Origin of the sequence: Shewanella sp. ECSMB14102 (assembly GCF_000813075.1) — a bacterium.
Taxonomy (GTDB): domain Bacteria; phylum Pseudomonadota; class Gammaproteobacteria; order Enterobacterales; family Shewanellaceae; genus Shewanella; species Shewanella indica.
Genome location: NZ_JWGX01000013.1, coordinates 1 through 20,959, shown reverse-complemented (window position 1 = coordinate 20,959; position 20,959 = coordinate 1). Strand labels below are relative to the sequence as shown.

Genomic DNA, 20,959 nt, shown 5'->3' with positions numbered 1-20,959 from the left:
CCTATCTTGAGCATACCCGATGGTATGTCAAACCCCCGTGAGTACCTTTATTGATAAAATTGACTCGATAGACAATAAAAGCATCAATTCCGCACAAACAATGCCATGGCTTCGGTGTGATGAGTCTGAGGGAACATGTCCAACACACTGAGGCGCTCCAGGCGATAGCCTTGCGCGAGCAATAACACGCTGTCCCGCGCCAGGCTCGCCGGATTGCAAGAAACATACACTACTCGCTCTGGCGCGATGTTTTTCAGGTAAGAAAGCGTCTCATAGGCCCCGGCACGGGCGGGATCCAGCAGCAGCTTATCCACCTTGCCAAGCCAGGGCTCGGCCGAAAGGTCGGCGCTAAGATCGGCGCAAAAGAACTGCACACCTTCAAGCCCGGCTTGTTTGGCATTTTGCCTGGCCTGCTCAACCATGGCGGGCACACCCTCGACACCTGTGACCCTGGCGCCGGTGGCCGCCAGCGGTAGGCTGAAGTTACCCATGCCGCAAAAGAGATCCAGTATGTGCTCACCGGCCTTGGGTTGCAGCCAATCTATGGCCTTGGCCACCATGGCGCGGTTCACTTCGCCGTTGACCTGAATAAAATTCCCCGGATTAAACTTAAGCGTCAGCTCATCGCCATCGACGCCGGGCAAGCGGTAGCTTGGCTGACTGCCCGCAAGATATTCACACTCGCCCTGATTGTCCTGCAGCACCAACTGCAATCCTTGCAGCCCGGCAAAGGCCTTGAGCTTTTCCTTGTCTTTATTCACCAGTGGCCGGGTAATTCTCAGCACCACAAAACGACCGGCTTCGGTTTCAATCAGCTCCACATGACCAAGCTGAGCCACACCCTGCAGGTGCGCCAGTTGCGCCGCCAACGGTTTTATCAGCTCAGACAACGAAGCCGCCAACACAGGGCATTCGCCGATGGCAACTACCTTACTGCTGGATTTAGCCCTGAACCCCAGGGTGAATTCGCGACTTTGTTTGTCATACCAGGTCGCCAGTCTGGCCTTGCGTCTATAATGCCAAGGGGCAGAAGCCAACTCGCCTATCTCCGGCAGTTCGGATAAGCCAGAGAGCTTGGCAAACAGCTCGGCCAGGGCCCGGCGCTTGTGCTGCCGCTGGCTCAAATCTGACAAGTGTTGCAGATCGCAGCCGCCGCAAAGCGCATAATGGGGGCATTGGGGTTCAACCCGCTCCGGGGATGTTTGGCTGATGCGGATGAGTTTACCCCTGGCATAGTTCTTTTTTTGTTCGGTGAGCTGCACCTCGGCGCTCTCACCGGGCAATAAGCCGGAAATGAACACCACTTTGCCCTGATATTGACCGATCCCGGCACCCTGATGATCCAATCCGGAAGCCGTGAGTGACAGTTTTGCGGAGACTTTCTTGGATCTGTTTGGTTTTTCTCTAAAAAATTGTGCCATCTAGGCCCCTGAAACAATAAAAAACTGGCAAAGACGCCGGGATATCTGGCAGTCTATCTATAGCCGTAAAACAAACTAGCTGGAATACCTATACCGCCCATGAACAGTGCGAATAACATGACCAAGTACAGCCTCAGATCCTGGGTGCTGGTATTGGCCCTGGCTCCTACCATTTTGGTCGGTATTCTTCTGGGCAGTTACTTTACCATAAATCGCTTTTATGAGCTTGAAGATACGCTCATAGAACAGGGCAGTAATATCATAGAGCCGCTGGCCATCGCCAGCGAGATAGGCCTGGCTGCCAACAACCGCGAAGCCACCAAACGCCTGCTCGCCGCGGCTCAGCTCAACAAGTCGACCTTGGTGAAATCCATCGCCATCTTCGATGCCGACAACCAGCTGTTTGTCACCTCCCATTATCACAAAGACTTTGAGATCATGCGCTACAAGGGCGCCATCTCGGATCTGGCCCGCACCGAATACGATCAGCTAGGCGACAGCCTGGTGCTTAGGGCACCGATTTTCGCTGCCGGTAGTCTGCTGGCGATAGACGACGCTCCCGGCTTCAATGAAAAACCCCTGGGCTATATCTCTTTGCTGCTCAACAAGGAAAAGGCGCTGCTGGAACAGCACAGAGCCGCGGTGGCGGCTTTTATCATAGTGCTTATCGGGGTGCAGCTGAATCTGCTGTTCACCTTCCGCCTGGTAAAGAATGTCACTCAGCCGATCACCGACATGGTGCGGGTGGTGGCCAAAATCCGTGAGGGCAAGCTGGATACCCGACTGGAGGGTAATCTCATCGGTGAGCTGGATCTGCTCAAACGGGGGATTAACGCCATGGCGGGCTCCTTGTCGGAATACCACGACGAGATGCAGCAAAATATCGATCAGGCGACCTCGGATCTCAGGGAAACCCTGGAACAGATTGAAATTCAGAACGTCGAACTGGACTTGGCCAAGAAACGGGCACTGGAAGCCAGCCGGATAAAATCCGAATTCTTGGCCAACATGTCCCACGAGCTAAGAACGCCGCTCAATGGCGTGATAGGTTTTGCCCGTCAACTATTGAAAACGCCGCTGCACGCCAGCCAGATGGAATATATTCGTACCATTGAACGCAGTGCCACCAACCTACTGGGGATCATCAACGACATCCTCGACTTCTCCAAGCTGGAAGCCGGTAAGATGGTGCTGGAAACCATGCCATTCGCCCTCAGGGAAACCCTGGATGACACCCTGATGCTGCTGTCCGGTTCCGCCCACGAAAAAGGGCTGGAACTGGTCGTGGATGTAGCCCCGGAAGTGCCGGATGCCGTTAGCGGAGACGCCATGCGGGTTGGCCAGATCATTACCAATCTGGTGGGTAATGCCATCAAGTTTACCGATCAGGGCAGTGTGCTGTTGAAGGTAGATATCAGCAACATCAAAGAAGACAAATTGCTGCTGCACTGTGAGGTATCGGATACGGGGATTGGCATTGAGGAGAGTCAGCAGGAGTTGCTGTTCCAGGCGTTTGGCCAGGCCGATTCATCCATCTCCCGCCGCTTTGGCGGTACTGGTCTTGGATTAGTGATAACCAAGCGCCTCATTAATCAGATGGGCGGCCAGATAGGCTTCAGTTCCAGGGTGGGCAAAGGCTCTACCTTCTGGTTTACCTTACCACTGATGACCAGCCAATTCTCCATAGGTGAACCACTGCCACTGGAACAGCTTAGCGCCAAGACGGTATTGCTGTTTGAACCCAGACCCTTGACCCGCTCTGTGCTCAACCGCCGCCTGCAACATTGGCAGATGCAGGTCAACAGTGTCCACACTGTGCCGCAACTGGAAGCCGAGCTTGCTCAGAACAAGGCACATTTCGACTATGTGCTGCTCGGTTGTCACGGCTTCGATGGTCCATCACAATTGCAGTCAGTACTTAAGAGCGCCAGACAAGTCACCGAGGCCCTTATCGCCCTATTTGACTGCCATGACCAGGAAGCGTTGGAGCGTTATATCCGTCCCGCGGTGGATCTGGTGTTGAGTATCCCCGCCAGCGAATACCTGATGGCACGCAATATGATTTATCTGCCACAGGAGTCGGAACTCAAACCCGCCCGTCCCCAATTGGTAGAGCCGCAGCAGCGCCACAAACTCAATGTGCTGGCGGTGGATGATAACCCGGCCAACCTCAAGCTGATTGACACCCTACTCGATGAACTGGTTACAGGAGTAACCACGGCCAGTAATGGCGAGCAGGCGGTCAACCTTGCCAAAAAACGCAGTTTTGATTTGATCTTTATGGATATTCAAATGCCGGGGACTGATGGTATTACCGCCACCCGGCTCATCCGTCAGGACTCGCTGAATCGTAATACACCGATAGTCGCGGTCACGGCTCATGCCATCAATGAGGAGCGCGAGCGGATCCTCAATAGTGGCATGGACGGCTATCTGCCCAAGCCTATCGATGAAGCCGCACTGAAAGGAGTGATCAGTCGCTGGATCACCCGGCCCAAGTTTACTCATTTTGATCAACATACTCTCAACTGGGAACTGTGTTTGACCCAGGCCAACCAGAAGCAGGATCTGGCACTGGATATGCTCAGAATGTTGATTGATTCCATGCCCAAAACCAGAGCCACCATACAAGAGTCACTGGAACAAAATGACGTAGACGAAATGAAGGCCTGTGTTCACAAACTGCACGGTGCCTGTTGCTACTGCGGCGTACCGACATTGCAAAAACTCTGTCAGACCGTGGAAGGCGGTCTCAAGCAAGGCAATAACATTACCGAGCTGGAGCCGGAAATACTGGAGTTACTTGATGAGCTAACTAAGGTAGAATCCGCGGCAAAACAAGTGATATCCCAACTTTCGATGGATTTAACCGATGACAACTAAACCTGGCTTCTTTAAACGCCTGAAGGCACTGGAACTGCCGCAAAAAAAACTCTTTGCCGTGGCATTATGCCAACGTATGTACCCCAACTACCAACTGTTTTCCGAAGTGTGTGAGTTCGGCGATCCCCAAGTATTGGATACTGTGCTCAACCTGCTGTGGCAGTCTTTATATGACCGCAAACTCAAGTTGAACCTTGAGCTGCAGATGGCTAAATTGGAAGAAAACACCCCGGAACCGGCCCAATTCGATGCCTATGGAGTCTACCCTGCCATGGATGCTGCTGTGGCGCTCAGTTCACTGCTTGGCGCGCTGGAAAGCAAGGTGGAAGACGACATCACCAATATCTCCAAGTTGTCATCCGGTACTGTCGCCAACTATATTGAAGCCATTGCCGATCCCGAATTGGACGGTGAAGCATTGGACGATTTTGTCTTCAGCCACGAAGTGATGCAGGAAGAGCGCGAGTTGCAGGCATCCTTGCTGGAAATTATCGAGGAAAACCCGCAGATAACCGCAGATTTTGTCAAAGCACTGCGCAAGGAAATCGTCATGAACGGCGTATCCAACATAGGAATAAGCGTTCAACAAGATGCGTAAGCTGGTTTATCGCGGTTATATCCTCAGTAATACCGATGGCCTTACCGACAGCTGGACCCTGACCATAGGCCAGACCAGCCGCACCGGCTCTTTGTTCGAACTGAGAAGGCAAATCAACTTCTTTGAAGAGTTGGGGGTATTGCCACAGCCCAGAATGACTGATCAGCAGGTCACAGACAATTCATCGGCTCCCCAAGGGAAGACAAGAAATAAACAGCTCTCCCCAAAGCAACATTTCCGCAAAAGCAGTAAACCATAAGGCCGGACGGGCAAATAGTCCGGCTTAGGGTTTATCTATTTCAAGCATATCCAACATCCATAAACCCTGCCCTTTTGCGGTTTGGATGCTTTGAAGGGTTGGCTCTCCAGGGCCTTGAATTTAATCAAATCATTCTTGTCTCCCTCCTGGCTATCAATTACTCTGAAACCATATTGGCAATGGATAGCTTAACTTCAGCCCATAAGGTCCAAACCTAAGAAGCGACATAAAGCTTGATGTAAAGCAACCGCTTTAGGCCGGGACGTGAAGGCTAGATGGGATGCCCTCAGGATCATCCACCAAGTAACAGGGAAGTTTGTCATCTCTCCCAGTTGCAATAAATCAACTCAACATACTGTCTGGCGGAATTCAAGATGCTTAGTTCATCAGCATCATCCAATAGTCTCTGTGTGAAAAGTTAACCAGAAGTTTCTCTACGGCCAGTATTGTTATATCTCTACCATCTCAGGTATTAGCCAAAAACAATCACTTTAGGGAGACTCAACTTGACCATTAAAGCGCTGCTTTTTCTTATCTGCCTGTCGGCATCGGGTATTGCCCATATAAAAACGGCCAAAGCAGACACTGTCGCCGATCAAGCGCCAGGGTCTGAACATGCACTGCAAAGACTCAGTAGCAAAAGCCAGCCCAAGACCCAGGTGATGATACTCGGCACCCTGCACCTAAGCAGTATTCAACAGCAATTGGACAGCAGCTCGCTATCCTCCATCCTTGAGCCCCTCTCCCGTTACCAGCCTACGGCCATAGCGGTGGAGTCACTGCGGCCACAGGATATCGCGGCCATGATCAACGGCTCTGGCGAGTATCAAACTGTGTTGGATCATTTTGTGGGACAAAGATTTCTGGCGCTGGCGATAAAAGAGCAGCAGGCGTTGCGACTCTCGGCGCAAAAGGCGCTTGAGAGTCTGGAGCCCTTATTGGACGAAACAAGCCTTGAACCTGTGCAGCGAGCAAGGCTCATCAAGTTAGCCGTTGCCGCCTATCACAAAGAGTTAGCCCTGCTGCACTGGCATTATTTGGACAAAACCGCAGCGAGTTCAACTATTTCCACCGAGTTGCAGCACTATCTGGAGCAACTTGCCTCGAGCAATAACGAGAAAAACACCCTTGGCAACAACCTGGCCATGACACTGAAGCTCAAGCGGATTTATCCGATAGATGATCATCTGGATAAAGATCTCTACCGCCCCATCGAAGCGCGACTGCTGGAGTCTTACAATCAGTCGCCCCATGCCGCCGCTTTGGCCAAAAGCGACTATATCAACAAGCCACAAAGACTGAAGACAGAGGCGCTTGAAACAGGCAACTGGTTGCCGCTCTTTTCCTGGCTAAACAGCCAGGAGTACCAGACGGCCGTCATTGACCAGGAGTGGAGCCTGTTTATCGATAAAGATTTACCCCCGGATGCGGCGCTCTCCCGGGTTGCCCTTTGGGAGATACGCAATCTCAACATGAGCTCCCACATAATGCGCGTGGTGGCGGCTAACCCTGGAGGTCGGGTGCTGGTGATAGTCGGAGCCAGCCACAAGGTGTTTCTGGAGCAGTATTTGGCCAATATGTTAGGGGTTAAACTGATCCAGCCGCAGCAGTATTTTACTCCCCCCAAAAGTCCACATGACAACCACTAAAGAGCCAATGGCTGGTTTTAGTTGTCAACAAGGAACCCCATGAAACAATTACAAAGTGTCGCCTGGCTACATGAGAAAAACGCTGAAGTCTTGTGTGTCAAATCCAAGGGCAAAGATAAATTCTTTATTCCCGGCGGCAAACCTGAACCGGGTGAAACCCTTGAACAAGCCCTGACTCGGGAGTTAAAGGAAGAACTCAGCATAGAACTGCAGCAAAGCACCATTTGCTACAGATTCAGCATCACGGATAAGGCCTTTGGCCTTGAGAACACTGAGCTGACGATGCACTGTTTCAGCGCGGGCTTTAGTGGCAACATCAATTCTGCCGCCGAGATAGAAAGTCAGGAGTGGATAGGTATAGCAGATATGGCAAAATGCGCACCGGCGGCGCAGCAGGCGATTGCAAGACTGCTTGACTGTGACCATTGAATCGACGTTTGCTAAAGCAGCCTTGTCCAACTTGGTCTATCCAGCCGCCAGATAACACAGAGTCAGGCTCGCACTCGCAAGCGAGCCAGGGAGAACACAAATGGACAAAAAACGGCAACAAACTGACGGTAGCGTTTCTATCGACCATAAAATTGCTGCCTTGGGCGGCTGGCGCGCCGAGATGCTTGGCCATATCCGTGAACTTATCAAGGCCGCTATTCCCGAGGTAGTTGAAGAGTGCAAATGGGTAAAGCCAACCAACCCGTCCGGTGTACCTGTATGGTCAAGCCAAGGCATACTCTGTACCGGCGAGTCATACAAAGCCAAATTAAAACTCACATTTGCCAATGGCGCTTCGCTGGCGGATCCCCACAAACTGTTTAATGCTGGCCTTGAGGGCAAACAGCGTAGAGCCATAGATATTACCCAGGGCCAATCTTTGGATGAAACGGCTTTCAAGGCACTGATAAGCGCCGCTGCCGACTTCAACCACAACAAGGCACTGAAACAATCAAAGCGCTAAAAGGGCTGCCACAGCGGCAGCATAGATACACCAAGCTAAAGATATACAAATCTAAGGAAGATCAATGAATAACCCGTTTATTCGCCGTTTAGCGATATTATGTTTGCCCTTATTTTCCCTCTGCCTGGCGCCCGCGGCATTTGCCGAAACGGATGAGCTTTTTAAGCAGTATCTACAGGGCAATTATCAGCTGGTTGGCAAAGCCATTGATTCAAATGCCAGCTACACCGGCAAGATGAGCATTTATGAGCAGGGCGGCGAACTTAAGGTACACCGGGAGATAGAAGGCTTAAGCATTCAAGGGACTGCGGCGATAGAGCCAGTGCTGAACGGCGATGCCAAGGTACTTAGGATCCGCTTTCAGCAACAAGAGCGGGATATTGAAGCCAGCTGCCTTTGGCGCGGCGATTTGGATAACTATGCCCGCATCAGCTGTTACCTGTATCATCCGGGGCATGACACAGAAAACCCTGGCCTGGAGGCACTGTTTCACCTGAGACAGCACTGATGGGCAGAATTAACAACCCGGCTTGCCAGTACGCGTTCAACACCTTTAACTCTCTTTAACAATCAAACAGGGAAGTCACTATGAATCGGAAACTCATCACCTTAATCAGCAGCGCCTTAATCCTGGTTTTCGGCACTACTGCGCAGGCCTGCACCCGCGCCGTCTATCACGGCGAACAGCAGTTGGTGATCACCGCCCGCTCCATGGACTGGCGCGACGAGATCCCGGCGAGCCTGTGGCTGTTTCCCCGCGGCATGCTGCGTCATGGGGCAGTCGGCGACAACTCAGTCACCTGGACCTCACGCTACGGCAGCCTGATCACCAGCGCCTTTGATATCTCCAGCACCGACGGCATGAATGAAAAAGGTCTGGTGGCCAATCTGCTCTGGCTGGCAGAGTCGAGTTATCCCGAGTACCAGGGTAAACGAAAAGGCTTGTCGGTCGCCGCCTGGGTGCAATATGTGCTGGATAACTTTGCCACTGTCGCCGAAGCCGTCGATGCTTTGAGAGCCGAGCCTTTTGTAGTGGTTTCCGCCAATATTCCCGGTACTCAACGCTTTGCCACCCTGCATCTGTCGATTTCCGATGCCACAGGTGACAGCGCCATATTCGAGTACATAGACGGCAAGCTGGTGATCCATCACGATCCAAAGTACCGGGTCATGACCAACTCCCCCATCTTCGAGCAGCAACTGGCACTGAACCAGTATTGGCAGCAGATTGGCGGCTTTACCATGTTGCCTGGAACCAACCGCGCCGCCGACCGGTTTGTCAGGGCCTCTTTCTATATGGATGCCATTCCCAAGACTGCCAATACCCGGGTGGCGGTTGCCGGCGCCTTCAGCGTCATACGTAACGCCTCTGTGCCTTTCGGTATAGCTTCCGAGACCGAACCGAATATCTCTTCGACCCGTTGGCGCTCGGTCTCTGATCATAAAAATCGGGTGTATTACTTTGAAACCGCCTTGACCCCCAACACCTTCTGGGTCGATATGAAAGGCATCGACTTTGGTAAGCTGCAAGAAGTGAAAAAGCTGGCCATCAACAACAGCAGCATCTACTCAGGTAATGCGTTGCAAGACTTTGTCACGGCCAAGCCCTTTACGTTCGTGGGGCTTTAATCTCTAAATAGACTGGGAGCCTAAGACTCCCAGTCTGCCTTGCCCAACCTGCTATTGAATGCACCTACCGAATAAAGGACTCAAACTGTTCAGCCCGGCTTAAGGCTGATAGCTGATACTGTGAACTCTAAGAACCTTTGCAGGAGTCCTGTGGATGAAGCAGTCCAACACCTTAGGCAAAAAATATTTCCCCGCCAAAAAAACTGTACTCTGGATGTTTTCGGCCCTGGCCCTTGGCTCACTCTCCGGCTGCGGCTGGTTTGCCGCAGATGAAAAGACACAACTGGAGCAGCAGTGGCTCGCCAAAGATCAAGAGTTACAACAAGCCATTGAGCAGATCCGCTCTCAAGGTCTGGATGCCATCAATCGCAGCGCCGAGGTCAGCTCAATGACCGCCTGCGTCGCTGAAAAGCTCAGTCACGATCCGCTTGGTGAACTGATCCAGGTCGATGGCGTCCTGGCAGAGCCCGCCAGGGTCAGCGAGCTGCTCGGCCAAATTCAACAGCTACTGGAGCAAGGCTTCAGCTTTGAAAACGCGGCCGCACTACTGAATAAGGGTGCGGATCTCGCCGCCTATGTCAGCACACTTATCGAATCCCAGGGAATAGACAAGGCTTTGGCAGATGTCGAACAGCTACTGAAAAACGGCACTGATATTAAGGATCAGCAACTCGGTGGCCACCTGCAAACCCTGCTGAACCAATGCCGCCAATCCTCTCCTAAAGGAAATGGATAACGGCTGAACGTCATTCCGCTAGAAAAGGTGGCGGCTATCCATTACCTGCCACCAGCTTAAGCAAAGCTCAATCACTGTTGGGATCTTACCGCCGCTCTCCCCTCCCCTTGCTCGCCAAGGACTTGGCTACAGGCGCCACAGACTCACCAAATAAAAGAGAAATCCCAGTTACCCAATTAGACACTCAAACCAAAAACCAGTTTTTATCGCCACCAAAACAACAAAAACCAGACAATTGCGCCATAGCTTTAAATCTTAGCTGTGATAGAGTCTCTATGAACAAGGATCCGAGTCTGAACGTAATGGAGGCCATATGAGCACAGCAGTTCCACGTACCGTCACATCTCCCAAAAAGTTCATTATTGGCAAAGGCTTATTGTCAAAAATGCATGAATATGTACATGACTTCGGCGACAATGCTTTTATTATCGCCGATGAGTTTATTCTCAGCAGGCTTGAGGATGAAGCCCTGACGGGGCTTGAGCAAAACGGCATCAGCAACCAACTGGAAAAATTCAACTACGAGTGCAGTGAAGTCGAGATCCAGCGCCTTGTCGCCCTGGCTGAACAAGCCCACGCCAACGTCATTGTCGGTGTCGGCGGCGGTAAGACACTGGATGCCGCCAAGGCCGTTGCCTTCCATCTTAAGCACCCTGTTGTCCTGTACCCCACCATAGCGTCAACCGATGCACCCTGTACGGCTTTATCAGTGATTTATACCGAAGCGGGTGAATTTGAACGCTATCTGTTCCTGCCACAGAATCCGGATGCCGTGATTGCCGACACCAGCATCATCGCCGCCGCGCCGGCGCGTTTCTTTGCTGCAGGCATAGGCGACGCTCTGGCCACCTACTTTGAAGCCAGGGCCTGTTATCAAGCCGATGGTGTCAACCTGGTGCTAAAAAAGCCTTCGCGTACCGGTCTTGGTCTGGCACAACTGTGCTATCAATTGCTGAGTGAAAACGTGGCCGCCGCCATGGATGCGGTAAACAACAAAATAGTGACCCCGGCGCTGGAGCAAACCATAGAGGCAACCATCTATTTAAGCGGTGTTGGTGCCGAAGCCGGCGGCCTGGCGGCAGCGCACGCCGTCAATAACGGCATGTCGGCGGTTGCCGATCTGCATGGTGCCCAGCATGGCGAAAAGGTGGTCTTTGGCCTCTTGACCCAACTGGTGCTGGAAAACGCCCCACAGAGCGAAATCGACAATGTTGTCCGTATCATTAAAACCGCAGGTTTACCGCTGACTTTGGCGGATATGGGGCTGAAACACTTCCGTGAGGAGGAGTGGCGTAAAGTTGCCGAAATTGCCTGTGCCGAAGGCGATACCATGGGCAATATGCCTATGGCTGTCAGTGCCGATGATGTTTATCAGGCGATGATCGCAGCCAACGCCATGGCCGAGCGCTATAGCCACCGAAACTGACGATATACAAACAGCACAACCCCTCTCCCGAAAGGGAGGGGTTGCATCTTTCCTCACGCAAGAACAAGGCGATAGGTTGCACTTTTGTTAACCGCTGCTGTTTTTAAGTTTTTTAAAAACAAAGAACTAACAAGAAAGGATTAAAAATCACCAACCGGTAGACATCAGACTGCCGACGTGACCAAGATCACACAAACATCGCCATTTAAAGCGTAGAAAGGTTTGAGCTTTTTTTGCCACTCGCCCCTGAGGGGCAGAACCCACGATAACTTCAAACATTTTCACCCGATGCCAGGAGTTGGCGTCAATACCCTATTACTTGCAACGCTGGGAGGAACACATGGCATATGCAACAATTAATCCCTTCACGGGAGAGCTCATCAAAGAATTTCCCAATGCCACTGACGCCGAAGTCACACAGGCAATTGAGTCGGCCCACCAGGCCTTTTTAAGTTGGCGCAATACCTCTTTTACCGACAAAGCTGAAATACTCAATCGGGCTGCAACCCTGCTCAGAGACAGCAAGCGCCGTTACGCCGAACTGCTGACCCTGGAAATGGGTAAAGTCATTGGAGAGGCCGAAGCTGAAGTCGAACTGTCGGCGCAGATCCTCGAATACTATGCCCAGCATGCCGAGAGACTGCTGGCACCACAGAAACTGCCGGTGGCCGATCCCGCCGAAGGGGAAGCGCTGCTGGTCAATGAACCTCTTGGGGTCTTGCTGGCCATTGAACCCTGGAACTTCCCCTATTACCAGATAGCCAGGATCTTGGCACCGCAACTTTCTGCCGGCAACACCCTGCTGCTGAAACACGCTTCCAATGTGCCTCAGTGCGCCGCCGCTTTCGAGAGCCTGATGCGGGATGCCGGCCTACCACAGGGAGCCTTCCAGAACCTGTATGCTACCCGGGATCAAGTCGAGCAGATCATCAACTCACCCAAGGTACATGGCGTGGCACTGACCGGCTCTGAAGGTGCAGGCGCCGTTATTGCCTCTCAGGCCGGTAAGGCACTGAAAAAATCCACCCTGGAACTGGGCGGCTCTGACGCCTTTATCGTGCTGGAAGATGCCGAGCTTGAGAAAACCATAGATTGGGCGGTATTCGGCCGTCACTGGAACGCCGGTCAGGTGTGTGTTTCATCCAAACGGATGATCCTGGTGGAAGCCATCTATGACAAGTTCATGGAAGGCTATACCAAAGGCGTAGCCGCGCTTAAAGCCGGTGACCCTATGGATCCGAATACGACTCTGGCACCTCTGTCTTCCCAGGGTGCTGCCGATGAAGTGAAGCAAAAAATTCGTGAAGCGGTTGAGCATGGTGCCACAGCCACCGAAGTTGGCCCCAAAGTGCCGGAGCAAGGCGCTTTTGTACAGCCAACCATACTTACCAATGTGACCCCGGACAACCCGGCTTACTATTGGGAGTTCTTCGGCCCTGTCTCAATGATCCTCAAGGCCAAGGATGAACAGGAAGCGATTGCCATTGCCAACGACTCGCCCTTCGGCCTCGGTGGCTCTGTGTTCACCGCCGATGAACAACGCGGTCTGGCGGTAGCCAAGCAAGTCTCTACCGGGATGATGTTTGTGAACCATCCCACCATGGTTAAGGCTGATTTGCCCTTTGGCGGTATCCGCCGCTCCGGCTATGGTCGTGAGTTGATAGACCTCGGATTGAAAGAGTTCGTTAACCACAAGCTGATCAACGTGGTGGATATCAACGCCCCCTTCTGATCTCGCTTGAAGCATACTTGATTAGATTAAGACCCGGTCACCTGGCCGGGTCTTTTATCGCCACAATCAAATCGACTTGCAAACTGACAGGTTTCGGCACAAAGCACAGAACGCGGCAGCGCCCAAAGCGGAATAACCAATGGTATGACCCTTGTATTCAGTACCTTGCCCATGTCATCTTAACCGATACCTAATACTCAAAACCGCGTAATTCATGTCCGGACTGGAAAAGAAACTGCCGCCCCTGGCGCTCTTGCTGCTGTTTGCGCTACTGTTGCAGCTAACATCCTATTATTTGCCCTCTTCAAACCTGCATCCGACCTTTAGTTTGGGGCTCGCTGTTTCTCTGTTAACTGCTGGGCTGGTTATTCCTTTGGCTGGAGTACTGAGCTTCAAACGCCATGGAACCACGCCGGATCCCAGGGTGCCCGAACAGAGTTCGGCCTTGGTGACCTCAGGTATTTACCGCTGCTCACGCAACCCCATGTACCTGGGGTTTGTATTCTTGCTGCTGGCACAGGCCGTCTTTCTCAACTGCCTATGGTTACTGTTTTTAATCGCCCTTTTTGTTGCCTATTTGCAACGCTTTCAGATCCTTCCGGAAGAAAGGGCAATGCAGCAACTCTTTGGTGACAGCTACCGCTTGTATTGTCAAAAAGTCAGGCGCTGGATTTAGCCGCTTATTTGGCGAAGGAAAGCATAGCTGCCCCTAAGATGCTTGCTCCCACAGCACTATGGCTGTGACCCAGTTCACAACCATATTATCCGCCGCTAATTCAGCTTCCCAGTTTGCATCTTTAGCTCATACCCGAGACGCTATCGCTGCACATCTCTGGCATAATTGATGCTGACGGTCAACCACATATTTTTGAGACACTGCCATGCCCCTGTTTGCCAGAGCCTCCGCCTTCGCCGATTTTATCTACCGCCATTCCCGTGCCGTACATACGGTAAAACTAGCCTTGGCGCTGTTTATTGCCGCCGCCATCAATGCCATCTGGTCCCTGCCTCACTTTGTCTGGAGCATGGTCACCATAGTGATCATCATGATGGGCCTGCCACAAGTGGGCGGCGCTATCGAAAAATCACTGCAGCGGGCCATAGGCACCTGCCTGGGCTCGGCTTACGGGGTCTCATTGGTGATCTTGATGAATGGCTATTGGGATCTGATGGGGTTGCTGATCCTCGGGGTCAGCATAGTCTGTTATCTCAACGCCGGCCGTTACAGCTATGCCTATCTGGTGGCGGGATTCACCATGATTATAGTGATAGGTGACGCCAACCACGACACCTCGGAAGCTCTGTGGCGTACCGCCAATATTCTTATCGGATGCGTGATTGCCGTGCTGGTCTCCCTGTTTGTATTGCCAATCAAGGCCAAACAAGACTGGCGGGCCCAGCTGGCAAGCTCACTGAAAATCATGACCCAAGTACTGGAACAACATCTCAATGCCGGCCAGGAAGAGCCGGAAAATGCCCGTAAATCGCTGGAGACGGCAATGAAGGCGGTGCTGGCGCAGAAAAAGCTGCTTTTTTCGCTGGAATGGGAAAGCCAAACATTAAAGAAAGAGGCCGCTACTCTGACCGAGCTGGCCAACAAACAGATAAGGGTGATCACTCTTTTGGAGCTGCTACTGCTCACCCGCTGGAAGGCCGAAGAAGATGCGGCTTACGCCAGAGTCAAACAGGTGGCCAGTGGGCTACAGCGAGAGTTCGCCTATCTGGCAGACTATGTGGCCGGCAACACACCCGACTGTCCCAAACTCCCCCTGGGACTTGGTTATCAATTGCAGCAACAGCTACTAAAGCAACTGCCATCTGAGCCGAGCGACGACTCGCCGGAAGCGGCCCATCAAGACTTTGCGCTCAGCGGTTACAGCTGGCTTATCTATCAACTGGCCCAGGCACTGCTGGCCATTCATGGCGAGCTGGCCAGCCTGGATCTGGCCTATAAGCGCAAAGCATCTTCCCAGCGCCAGTTGGATATTCCCGATTAACCCGTCAATTGCCGGGCGTTACAGTCGCAACAGATCCTGCTGATGAAAGTGGATCACCACCTCGGGGTCGAGCTTGAGTGCCAAATCCAGTATATGGCTGATGCTGATGGGTCCCTCACCCATCTGGCTTAAGCTGTTGTAATAGCCGAGTAAGGGTAAGGCCCAGTCCCGGCGCCTTTCAATCAGCTGTTGGTACAACAGGGCCGCCTCTTGGTATTGTTTCTGCTCATAGCTCAGCATGGCTTTGAGATAGACAAGCTGAAAATACGCACGGCCCTGACGCTTTAATCCCTTATCGAGCTGCGCCATAGCCTCATCAGATTGTCCCAACGCCCGCAAGCTGACGGCCTGATAGAACTGCAGCTTATCCAGATAGTCATACTGCCTCGCAGCGCGTTGATAACTCTTGAGCGCCGCCTCATGCTGGCCCATTTGTGCCAGGATATTGCCTTTAAGCATCTGGCCATCGGCCCAAAGCTGAGGCTGGTTATTGAGATAACGGTTTATCTGTTCCAGCGCCGCCGGATAGTTCCGGGTTTCATAGATTGCCCTGGCAATATCCAACCTGAGATCCCGCTCCGATCCCAAAGCCTCAGCTTTGCGGTAATCGGCCAGTGCGCCGATATAGTCCGGGCTCAGGCGCTGGGAATAAGCGGACAGCACCTGAGCCTTGGCTGCGGCGCGGAAAAAATACAGCTCAGAGTCCTTGGACAGCACGGACTCGGCCTTGTCATAGGCCGCCACCGCCTTGGGGTAATTGGGGAGATTGCTGAAGTAATAAAGCTGCCCAAGCAAAAATGCCAGCCGAGCGGAGTCCGGGTAATTTGCTATGGCCGAATCCAGTCTGGGCGCCGCCTCTGCCATCTTCCTTTCAAAAATAAGCTTTTGAATCACTTTAATTTCTGAGTTTGGCACTTTCTGCCCGGCGACAGCATGTTGCAACAGGCTTGAGCCCAGTGACAGACTCAACAATAAACCCGGCAACACCCGCCAGCATAGACGATTTACGATGAGAGAACTGGACGACATAAGCTTCCTTTCTTTATATCTTTGGCTTTTCGCGATTAAATTTGTATCTTTCGAGTTTTCAAATACTGCGTCTTGGCATCAATCCCAAATCAGTTCGCGATAATGCTTGCGACATACAGACTCATAACTCTCGTTGCCACCTATGGCTACCTGTTCACCTTCTCGTACCGGGTTGCCTGAACCGTCACGACGGATCACCATATTGGCCTTGCGACCACAGTGACAGATGGTTTTCAGCTCTACCAGCTTATCGGCCCAGGCCAACAGGTACTGGCTGCCGACAAACAGTTCGCCCTGGAAATCGGTACGCAAACCGTAACAGAGTACGGGAATATCCAGGATGTCGACCACATAAGCCAGTTGCTTGACCTGCTCTTTACTGAGGAACTGGGATTCATCAAACAGCACGCAGTGCAGAGGCTGGCGCTCATGTTCGGCGCGGATCATCTCAAGTAGATTATCGTCATGGGCAAAAATGCGTGCATCACATTCAATACCTATCCTGGAGGCGACCTTTCCCACGCCAAAACGGTCATCTATCGCCGGGGTCATCACCAGGGTGTGCATGCCGCGTTCACGATAGTTATAGGATGACTGCAGTAAAGAGGTGGATTTTCCGGCATTCATCGCCGAATAGTAGAAATAAAGTTGCGCCAAAACGGCTCTCCCCTGAGAAAAATTCCGGCCGCAATTTTACACTTTTTACCACATAAATACAGGACGCGTGCCCCTTGCGGCCAAACTTGGGAATTGATTCAGCATTCACTAAATCTACTCATTAAAATCAATTTGTTACACTTCTATCTCAATCAGCCTCTGGCATATAAACATCCGGATTAGGTAGGCTATAATCATCAAATTCAGCCACTTTTAAGCAACAAGTGCTAAATTGCGCTAAAAAACTCATAACTAAAGATGGAAGTCATATCAATGCGAAAATCTCTTCTGGCGCTGGCCGTTGGCGCCACTCTGGCTATTTCTGGCTGCAGTACCCACACGCCTCAGGATACCAATCTGGCAAGTGCTGAAGCCACCCAAAACAACCCACTTTTTGCCAAGAGCACCTTGCAATATCAGGCTCCGGATTTTCGGCTAATCAAAGATGAACACTTCAAGCCTGCGCTGGAAGCCGGTATCGCCGAGCACTACCAGGAAGTGCTGGCCATTGCCAACAATCCAGAGAAACCCACTTTTGCCAACACTATCGTGGCGTTGGAAAAGTCCGGTGAACTGCTAAACCGCGCCTCAAGCGTTTTCTATAACCTGACCAGCTCCAACTCCAACCCTGAACTGCGTAAAATTCAGGGTGAAATGGCGCCCAAGATGGCGGCCCATTCAGACAACGTCAACCTCAACCCAGAGCTGTTTGCCCGTATCGACAGCCTCTACTCCCAGCGTCGGCAACTGAACCTGAGCAGCGAAGAAGTGCGCCTTATTGAGGTGTACCACCAACGCTTTGTGCTCGCCGGCGCCAAGCTGACCGAGAGCGAGAAAGCCCAGATCCGTGCTCTGAACGAAGAACAGTCCAAGCTGGTGAACGAATTCCAGCAACGATTGATGCGGATGAACAAAGAGATTGCCGTAACTGTGACTGACGTCGTCCAATTGGAGGGTCTGTCCGACTCGGCCATTCGCAATGCCGCGGCCGATGCCAAGGCCGCCGGTCTCGATGGTCAATACCTTATCAGCATCACCAACACCACTCGCCAGCCTGTACTGACGCAGCTGAAAAACCGAGAGCTGAGAAAGCAGATCTGGGAAGCCTCGGCCTACCGCGGTCTTGAAGGTGAGAATGAAACCGCCTCTCTGGTGGCTCGTCTGGCGCAGCTGCGCGCCGAGCGTGCCGCCCTGCTGGGCTTTGATAACTGGGCCAGCTACCGCCTGAGCCCACAGATGGCCAAGACACCCGAGGCCGTCTATGAAATGTTCGGCTCCATGGTGCCGGCCGTTGTCGCCAACACCCAGAAAGAAGCCGCCGATATCCAGGCGATGATCGACAAGACAGGTGGCAATTTCCAGCTCAAACCTTGGGACTGGGCCTTCTACGCCGAGCTGGTGCGCCAGGAAAAGTATGATCTGGATGAGGCCAGCCTCAAGCCCTACTTTGAATTCAATCGGGTGTTGGAAGATGGCGTCTTCTTTACCCTCAACCAACTCTATGGGGTGACCTTCAAGCCTCGGCCGGATCTGCCGGTTTATCACCCTGACGTCAAAGCCTGGGAAATGTTTGATGCCGATGGCAGCAGCATGGCCATCTTCTACGGCGACTATTTCGCCCGCGAAGGCAAGCGTGGCGGTGCCTGGATGAGCTCTTTCGTCAGTCAGAACCTGCTCAAGGGTGAAAAGCCTGTGGTGGTCAATGTAATGAACATCAAGAAGGCGCCTGAAGGCGAAGCCACCTTCGTCAGCTATGATGAAGTAACCACCATGTTCCACGAGCTGGGCCATGGCACTCATGGTATGTTCTCCAAGGTGACTTACCCTAGCCTGTCCGGTACTGCAGTATCCCGTGACTTTGTCGAGTTCCCATCCACCTTCGAAGAGGACTGGGCCGGTCATCCACAAGTGTTGGCCAACTACGCCAAGCACTACCAAACCGGTGAACCTTTACCCAAAGCGATGCTGGACAAGTTGCTGAAGTCCCGCAGTTTCAACCAGGGCTTCGACACCCTGGAGTATATGGCCGCCGCCCTGGTAGACATGGAATGGCATTCGCTGGACAAGGATGCACCGCTGCAAAATGTGGCCGAATTTGAAGCCAAGGCGCTTGAAAAACACGGCCTGAATATTGAAGCCGTGCCACCACGTTACAAGTCAACCTACTTTGCCCACGCCTTCCCGGGTGGCTACAGCGCCAGCTACTACGCCTATATGTGGAGCGAAATCCTGGCAGCCGATGCCTTTGCCTATGTGCAGAGCCAAGGCGGCCTCAAGCGGGATATCGGTATGAAGTATCGCAAGACTATCCGCGAAGTGGGTAACAGCGTGCCACCTATGGAAGCCTACAAAAACTTCCGTGGTCAGGAGCCTACAACCGATGCCCTACTCAAGCGTCGCGGTCTGCTCTAATAAGCCTTCACCTAAGCCATAGAGACACCTCTGTGGCTTAAATAACAAAAAGCACCTTGGTTGTTACCTAAGGTGCTTTTTTATTCGTTTCCTAAAAGCGTCACGATTATCTGGCTAACAATCCAGTTGCCGCAACGTCAGGAGACCAGTTAAATCGTATTGTTTGCGAAAGTCATCAACTCAGAGACCGGTTTCATCCATCCGATGGCGCCATACCGCTGCCGCCAACAATAGCCAGCCCACCAGGAAGCAGCTGCCACCGAGGGGGGTTACCATGCCCAGCCACTTGGTGCCAGTCAGGGCATACAGATACAGCGAACCGGAGAACATAAAGATCCCGACGATAAATAGCCCGGCAGCCCAGTCAATCAGACGCGACTTGAACCAGTGACCGGCAAAAGCCAGGGCTATCAAACCAAAGGTGTGATAGAACTGATATTCCACCCCCAGGTTGAATATGGCAATCAACTCGGCAGGTGCAATGGTCTTGAGTCCATGGGCGCCGAAAGCGCCCAAAGCAACGGCAAAGAAACCACTGATGGCCGCCAGTAACAATAACCCCTTACGCATAACTAACTCCCGATAAATAAAAGTGATTCTTTCACGGCATCCTGCAGGTTAGCCTTAAGATCCGTTCCGGACGACTTGCGCGGCACAAAACTATGATCTCCGTCGGTAATAAAGCGTACTTTGGCCTGCTCGGGCAGCGCCCAGGAGGCCAACTGCTCGCGCTTGCCGAAGCTGTCGCGCTCGCCCTGCAGAATAAGCAGAGGCGAGGCACACTCCCACAGGGGCTCAAGTCTGGGCTCGGTCTTCTTCGGCGGCAAAAACGGATAGCCAAGGCAGATAACGCCGCTGGGGGTCATCGCCAGTTTATCATTGGCCGCCAGTACGGCCGCCATCCGCCCGCCCATGGATTTGCCCATCAAAAATAGTCGCTTGGGCGCAAACTCGGCAACCGCAGCTGTCAAAGTCTGCTCGAAGGACTGCAGCAGCACCTGTGCCCGGTCCGGCGGGCGCCGCTTGCCATCCTCGCTGCGCTTGACCATGTAAGGAAAGTTAAACCTTAGCACGCTCGGGCCGCTGGCGGCCAACAGCGCGGCATAATCCGCCATAAAGTCGCTGTGCATATCGGCACCGGCACCATGGGCGAACAACACCAGAGTGTCACTGTCCTTACCTTGATCCAGCAGCCAATTAGTGTTCAATTTCATCATCAACCCTGTCCGAAAATACAATAATTCTCATGCTTGGATTCGAATAAGCCACAATATTAAATATTGTACTTACCTAACAAATTAATTTATTAACAAACAGCACGCCAAAACGCCCGTGTGGCAATTACACCCCTCTTACCCAGACTGTCTTTACATGTTCTTTCAATAAATCAATCACACTTTGGTGAATAAATACCAAACCAAAGTCTTCTTCCAGTTTAAATATCAACCTTTGTTCCACTGGAATATTTTCCAGTTTAGAGAAATCAAACTCTGTCGAATCAACATCTAACCAGTTCAGCTTACCAAATTGCTCGCGAATTCAACTCCGAAGTGCACCACTCGCTAAATTAGGCTGCCTT

The 20,959-nt window shown here is 52.3% G+C and carries 19 protein-coding genes; 14 read left to right on the top strand and 5 right to left on the bottom strand.

From position 1 onward, the window contains the following. Positions 1–83 precede the first annotated feature (83 nt). The gene (gene rlmD, locus RC73_RS05545) at positions 84–1,421 is read right to left on the bottom strand and encodes a 23S rRNA (uracil(1939)-C(5))-methyltransferase RlmD (RefSeq protein WP_039033724.1); all 1,338 of its coding nucleotides are present in this window, start codon (positions 1,419–1,421) and stop codon (positions 84–86) included. A 99-nt stretch (positions 1,422–1,520) separates the two neighbouring features. Here rlmD and barA point away from each other — a divergent pair, with 99 nt between their 5' ends. The 13 genes from barA (at position 1,521) to RC73_RS05480 (ending at position 15,282) form a co-directional block, all read left to right on the top strand. Next, entirely contained in the window at positions 1,521–4,304 is a 2,784-nt protein-coding gene (barA, locus tag RC73_RS05540) for a two-component sensor histidine kinase BarA (RefSeq protein ID WP_039033723.1), read from the top strand. Continuing rightward, positions 4,294–4,902 carry a YjaG family protein gene (locus RC73_RS05535; protein ID WP_039033722.1) on the top strand — a complete coding sequence of 203 codons (609 nt, stop codon included), beginning with the start codon at positions 4,294–4,296 and terminating at the stop codon, positions 4,900–4,902. The genes barA and RC73_RS05535 overlap by 11 nt, the downstream gene beginning before the upstream one ends. Continuing rightward, entirely contained in the window at positions 4,895–5,161 is a 267-nt protein-coding gene (locus tag RC73_RS05530) for a DUF3319 domain-containing protein (RefSeq protein ID WP_039033721.1), read from the top strand. The genes RC73_RS05535 and RC73_RS05530 overlap by 8 nt, the downstream gene beginning before the upstream one ends. Positions 5,162–5,667: 506 nt before the next feature. After that, complete coding sequence (locus RC73_RS05525) at positions 5,668–6,810, top strand: DUF5694 domain-containing protein (RefSeq protein ID WP_052248012.1); 1,143 nt, start codon at positions 5,668–5,670, stop codon at positions 6,808–6,810. 39 nt (positions 6,811–6,849) lie between these two features. Then, positions 6,850–7,239 (top strand): NUDIX hydrolase, encoded by a 390-nt coding sequence (locus tag RC73_RS05520; protein WP_039033720.1) that lies wholly within the window; start codon positions 6,850–6,852, stop codon positions 7,237–7,239. Between the two features lie 100 nt (positions 7,240–7,339). Next, complete coding sequence (locus RC73_RS05515) at positions 7,340–7,762, top strand: DUF1801 domain-containing protein (RefSeq protein ID WP_052248011.1); 423 nt, start codon at positions 7,340–7,342, stop codon at positions 7,760–7,762. Between the two features lie 64 nt (positions 7,763–7,826). Next, positions 7,827–8,270, top strand: a complete 444-nt coding sequence (locus RC73_RS05510; protein ID WP_039033719.1) for a hypothetical protein — start codon at positions 7,827–7,829, stop codon at positions 8,268–8,270. A gap of 80 nt (positions 8,271–8,350) precedes the next feature. After that, the gene (locus tag RC73_RS05505) at positions 8,351–9,391 is read left to right on the top strand and encodes a linear amide C-N hydrolase (protein WP_039033718.1); all 1,041 of its coding nucleotides are present in this window, start codon (positions 8,351–8,353) and stop codon (positions 9,389–9,391) included. A 154-nt stretch (positions 9,392–9,545) separates the two neighbouring features. Then, complete coding sequence (locus RC73_RS05500; RefSeq protein ID WP_313954992.1) at positions 9,546–10,127, top strand: hypothetical protein; 582 nt, start codon at positions 9,546–9,548, stop codon at positions 10,125–10,127. 313 nt (positions 10,128–10,440) lie between these two features. Continuing rightward, complete coding sequence (locus RC73_RS05495; protein WP_039033717.1) at positions 10,441–11,553, top strand: glycerol dehydrogenase; 1,113 nt, start codon at positions 10,441–10,443, stop codon at positions 11,551–11,553. Between the two features lie 340 nt (positions 11,554–11,893). Next, a complete protein-coding gene (locus RC73_RS05490; RefSeq protein ID WP_039033716.1) occupies positions 11,894–13,285 on the top strand; it encodes an NAD-dependent succinate-semialdehyde dehydrogenase in 1,392 nt (463 codons plus the stop codon). 214 nt (positions 13,286–13,499) lie between these two features. Next, on the top strand, positions 13,500–13,961 hold the full coding sequence (locus RC73_RS05485; protein WP_039033715.1) for a methyltransferase family protein: 462 nt from the start codon (positions 13,500–13,502) through the stop codon (positions 13,959–13,961). A 205-nt stretch (positions 13,962–14,166) separates the two neighbouring features. Continuing rightward, a complete protein-coding gene (locus tag RC73_RS05480; RefSeq protein WP_039033714.1) occupies positions 14,167–15,282 on the top strand; it encodes an FUSC family protein in 1,116 nt (371 codons plus the stop codon). 18 nt (positions 15,283–15,300) lie between these two features. Here the strand turns inward: RC73_RS05480 and RC73_RS05475 are convergent, their stop codons facing one another. Next, positions 15,301–16,311, bottom strand: a complete 1,011-nt coding sequence (locus tag RC73_RS05475; protein ID WP_039033713.1) for a tetratricopeptide repeat protein — start codon at positions 16,309–16,311, stop codon at positions 15,301–15,303. A gap of 78 nt (positions 16,312–16,389) precedes the next feature. Further along, complete coding sequence (locus RC73_RS05470) at positions 16,390–16,968, bottom strand: thymidine kinase (RefSeq protein ID WP_039033712.1); 579 nt, start codon at positions 16,966–16,968, stop codon at positions 16,390–16,392. Positions 16,969–17,241: 273 nt separating this feature from the next. On the opposite strand from RC73_RS05470, the gene RC73_RS05465 reads away from it, so the two are divergent. Next, a complete protein-coding gene (locus RC73_RS05465; RefSeq protein ID WP_039033711.1) occupies positions 17,242–19,380 on the top strand; it encodes a M3 family metallopeptidase in 2,139 nt (712 codons plus the stop codon). Between the two features lie 180 nt (positions 19,381–19,560). Here RC73_RS05465 and RC73_RS05460 read toward each other — a convergent pair whose 3' ends face one another. Together RC73_RS05460 and RC73_RS05455 are read right to left on the bottom strand one after the other, a co-directional pair. Then, positions 19,561–19,950 carry a DUF423 domain-containing protein gene (locus tag RC73_RS05460; RefSeq protein WP_039033710.1) on the bottom strand — a complete coding sequence of 130 codons (390 nt, stop codon included), beginning with the start codon at positions 19,948–19,950 and terminating at the stop codon, positions 19,561–19,563. A 2-nt stretch (positions 19,951–19,952) separates the two neighbouring features. After that, positions 19,953–20,597, bottom strand: a complete 645-nt coding sequence (locus RC73_RS05455) for an alpha/beta family hydrolase (protein ID WP_039033709.1) — start codon at positions 20,595–20,597, stop codon at positions 19,953–19,955. Between the last annotated feature and the right edge of the window lie 362 nt (positions 20,598–20,959).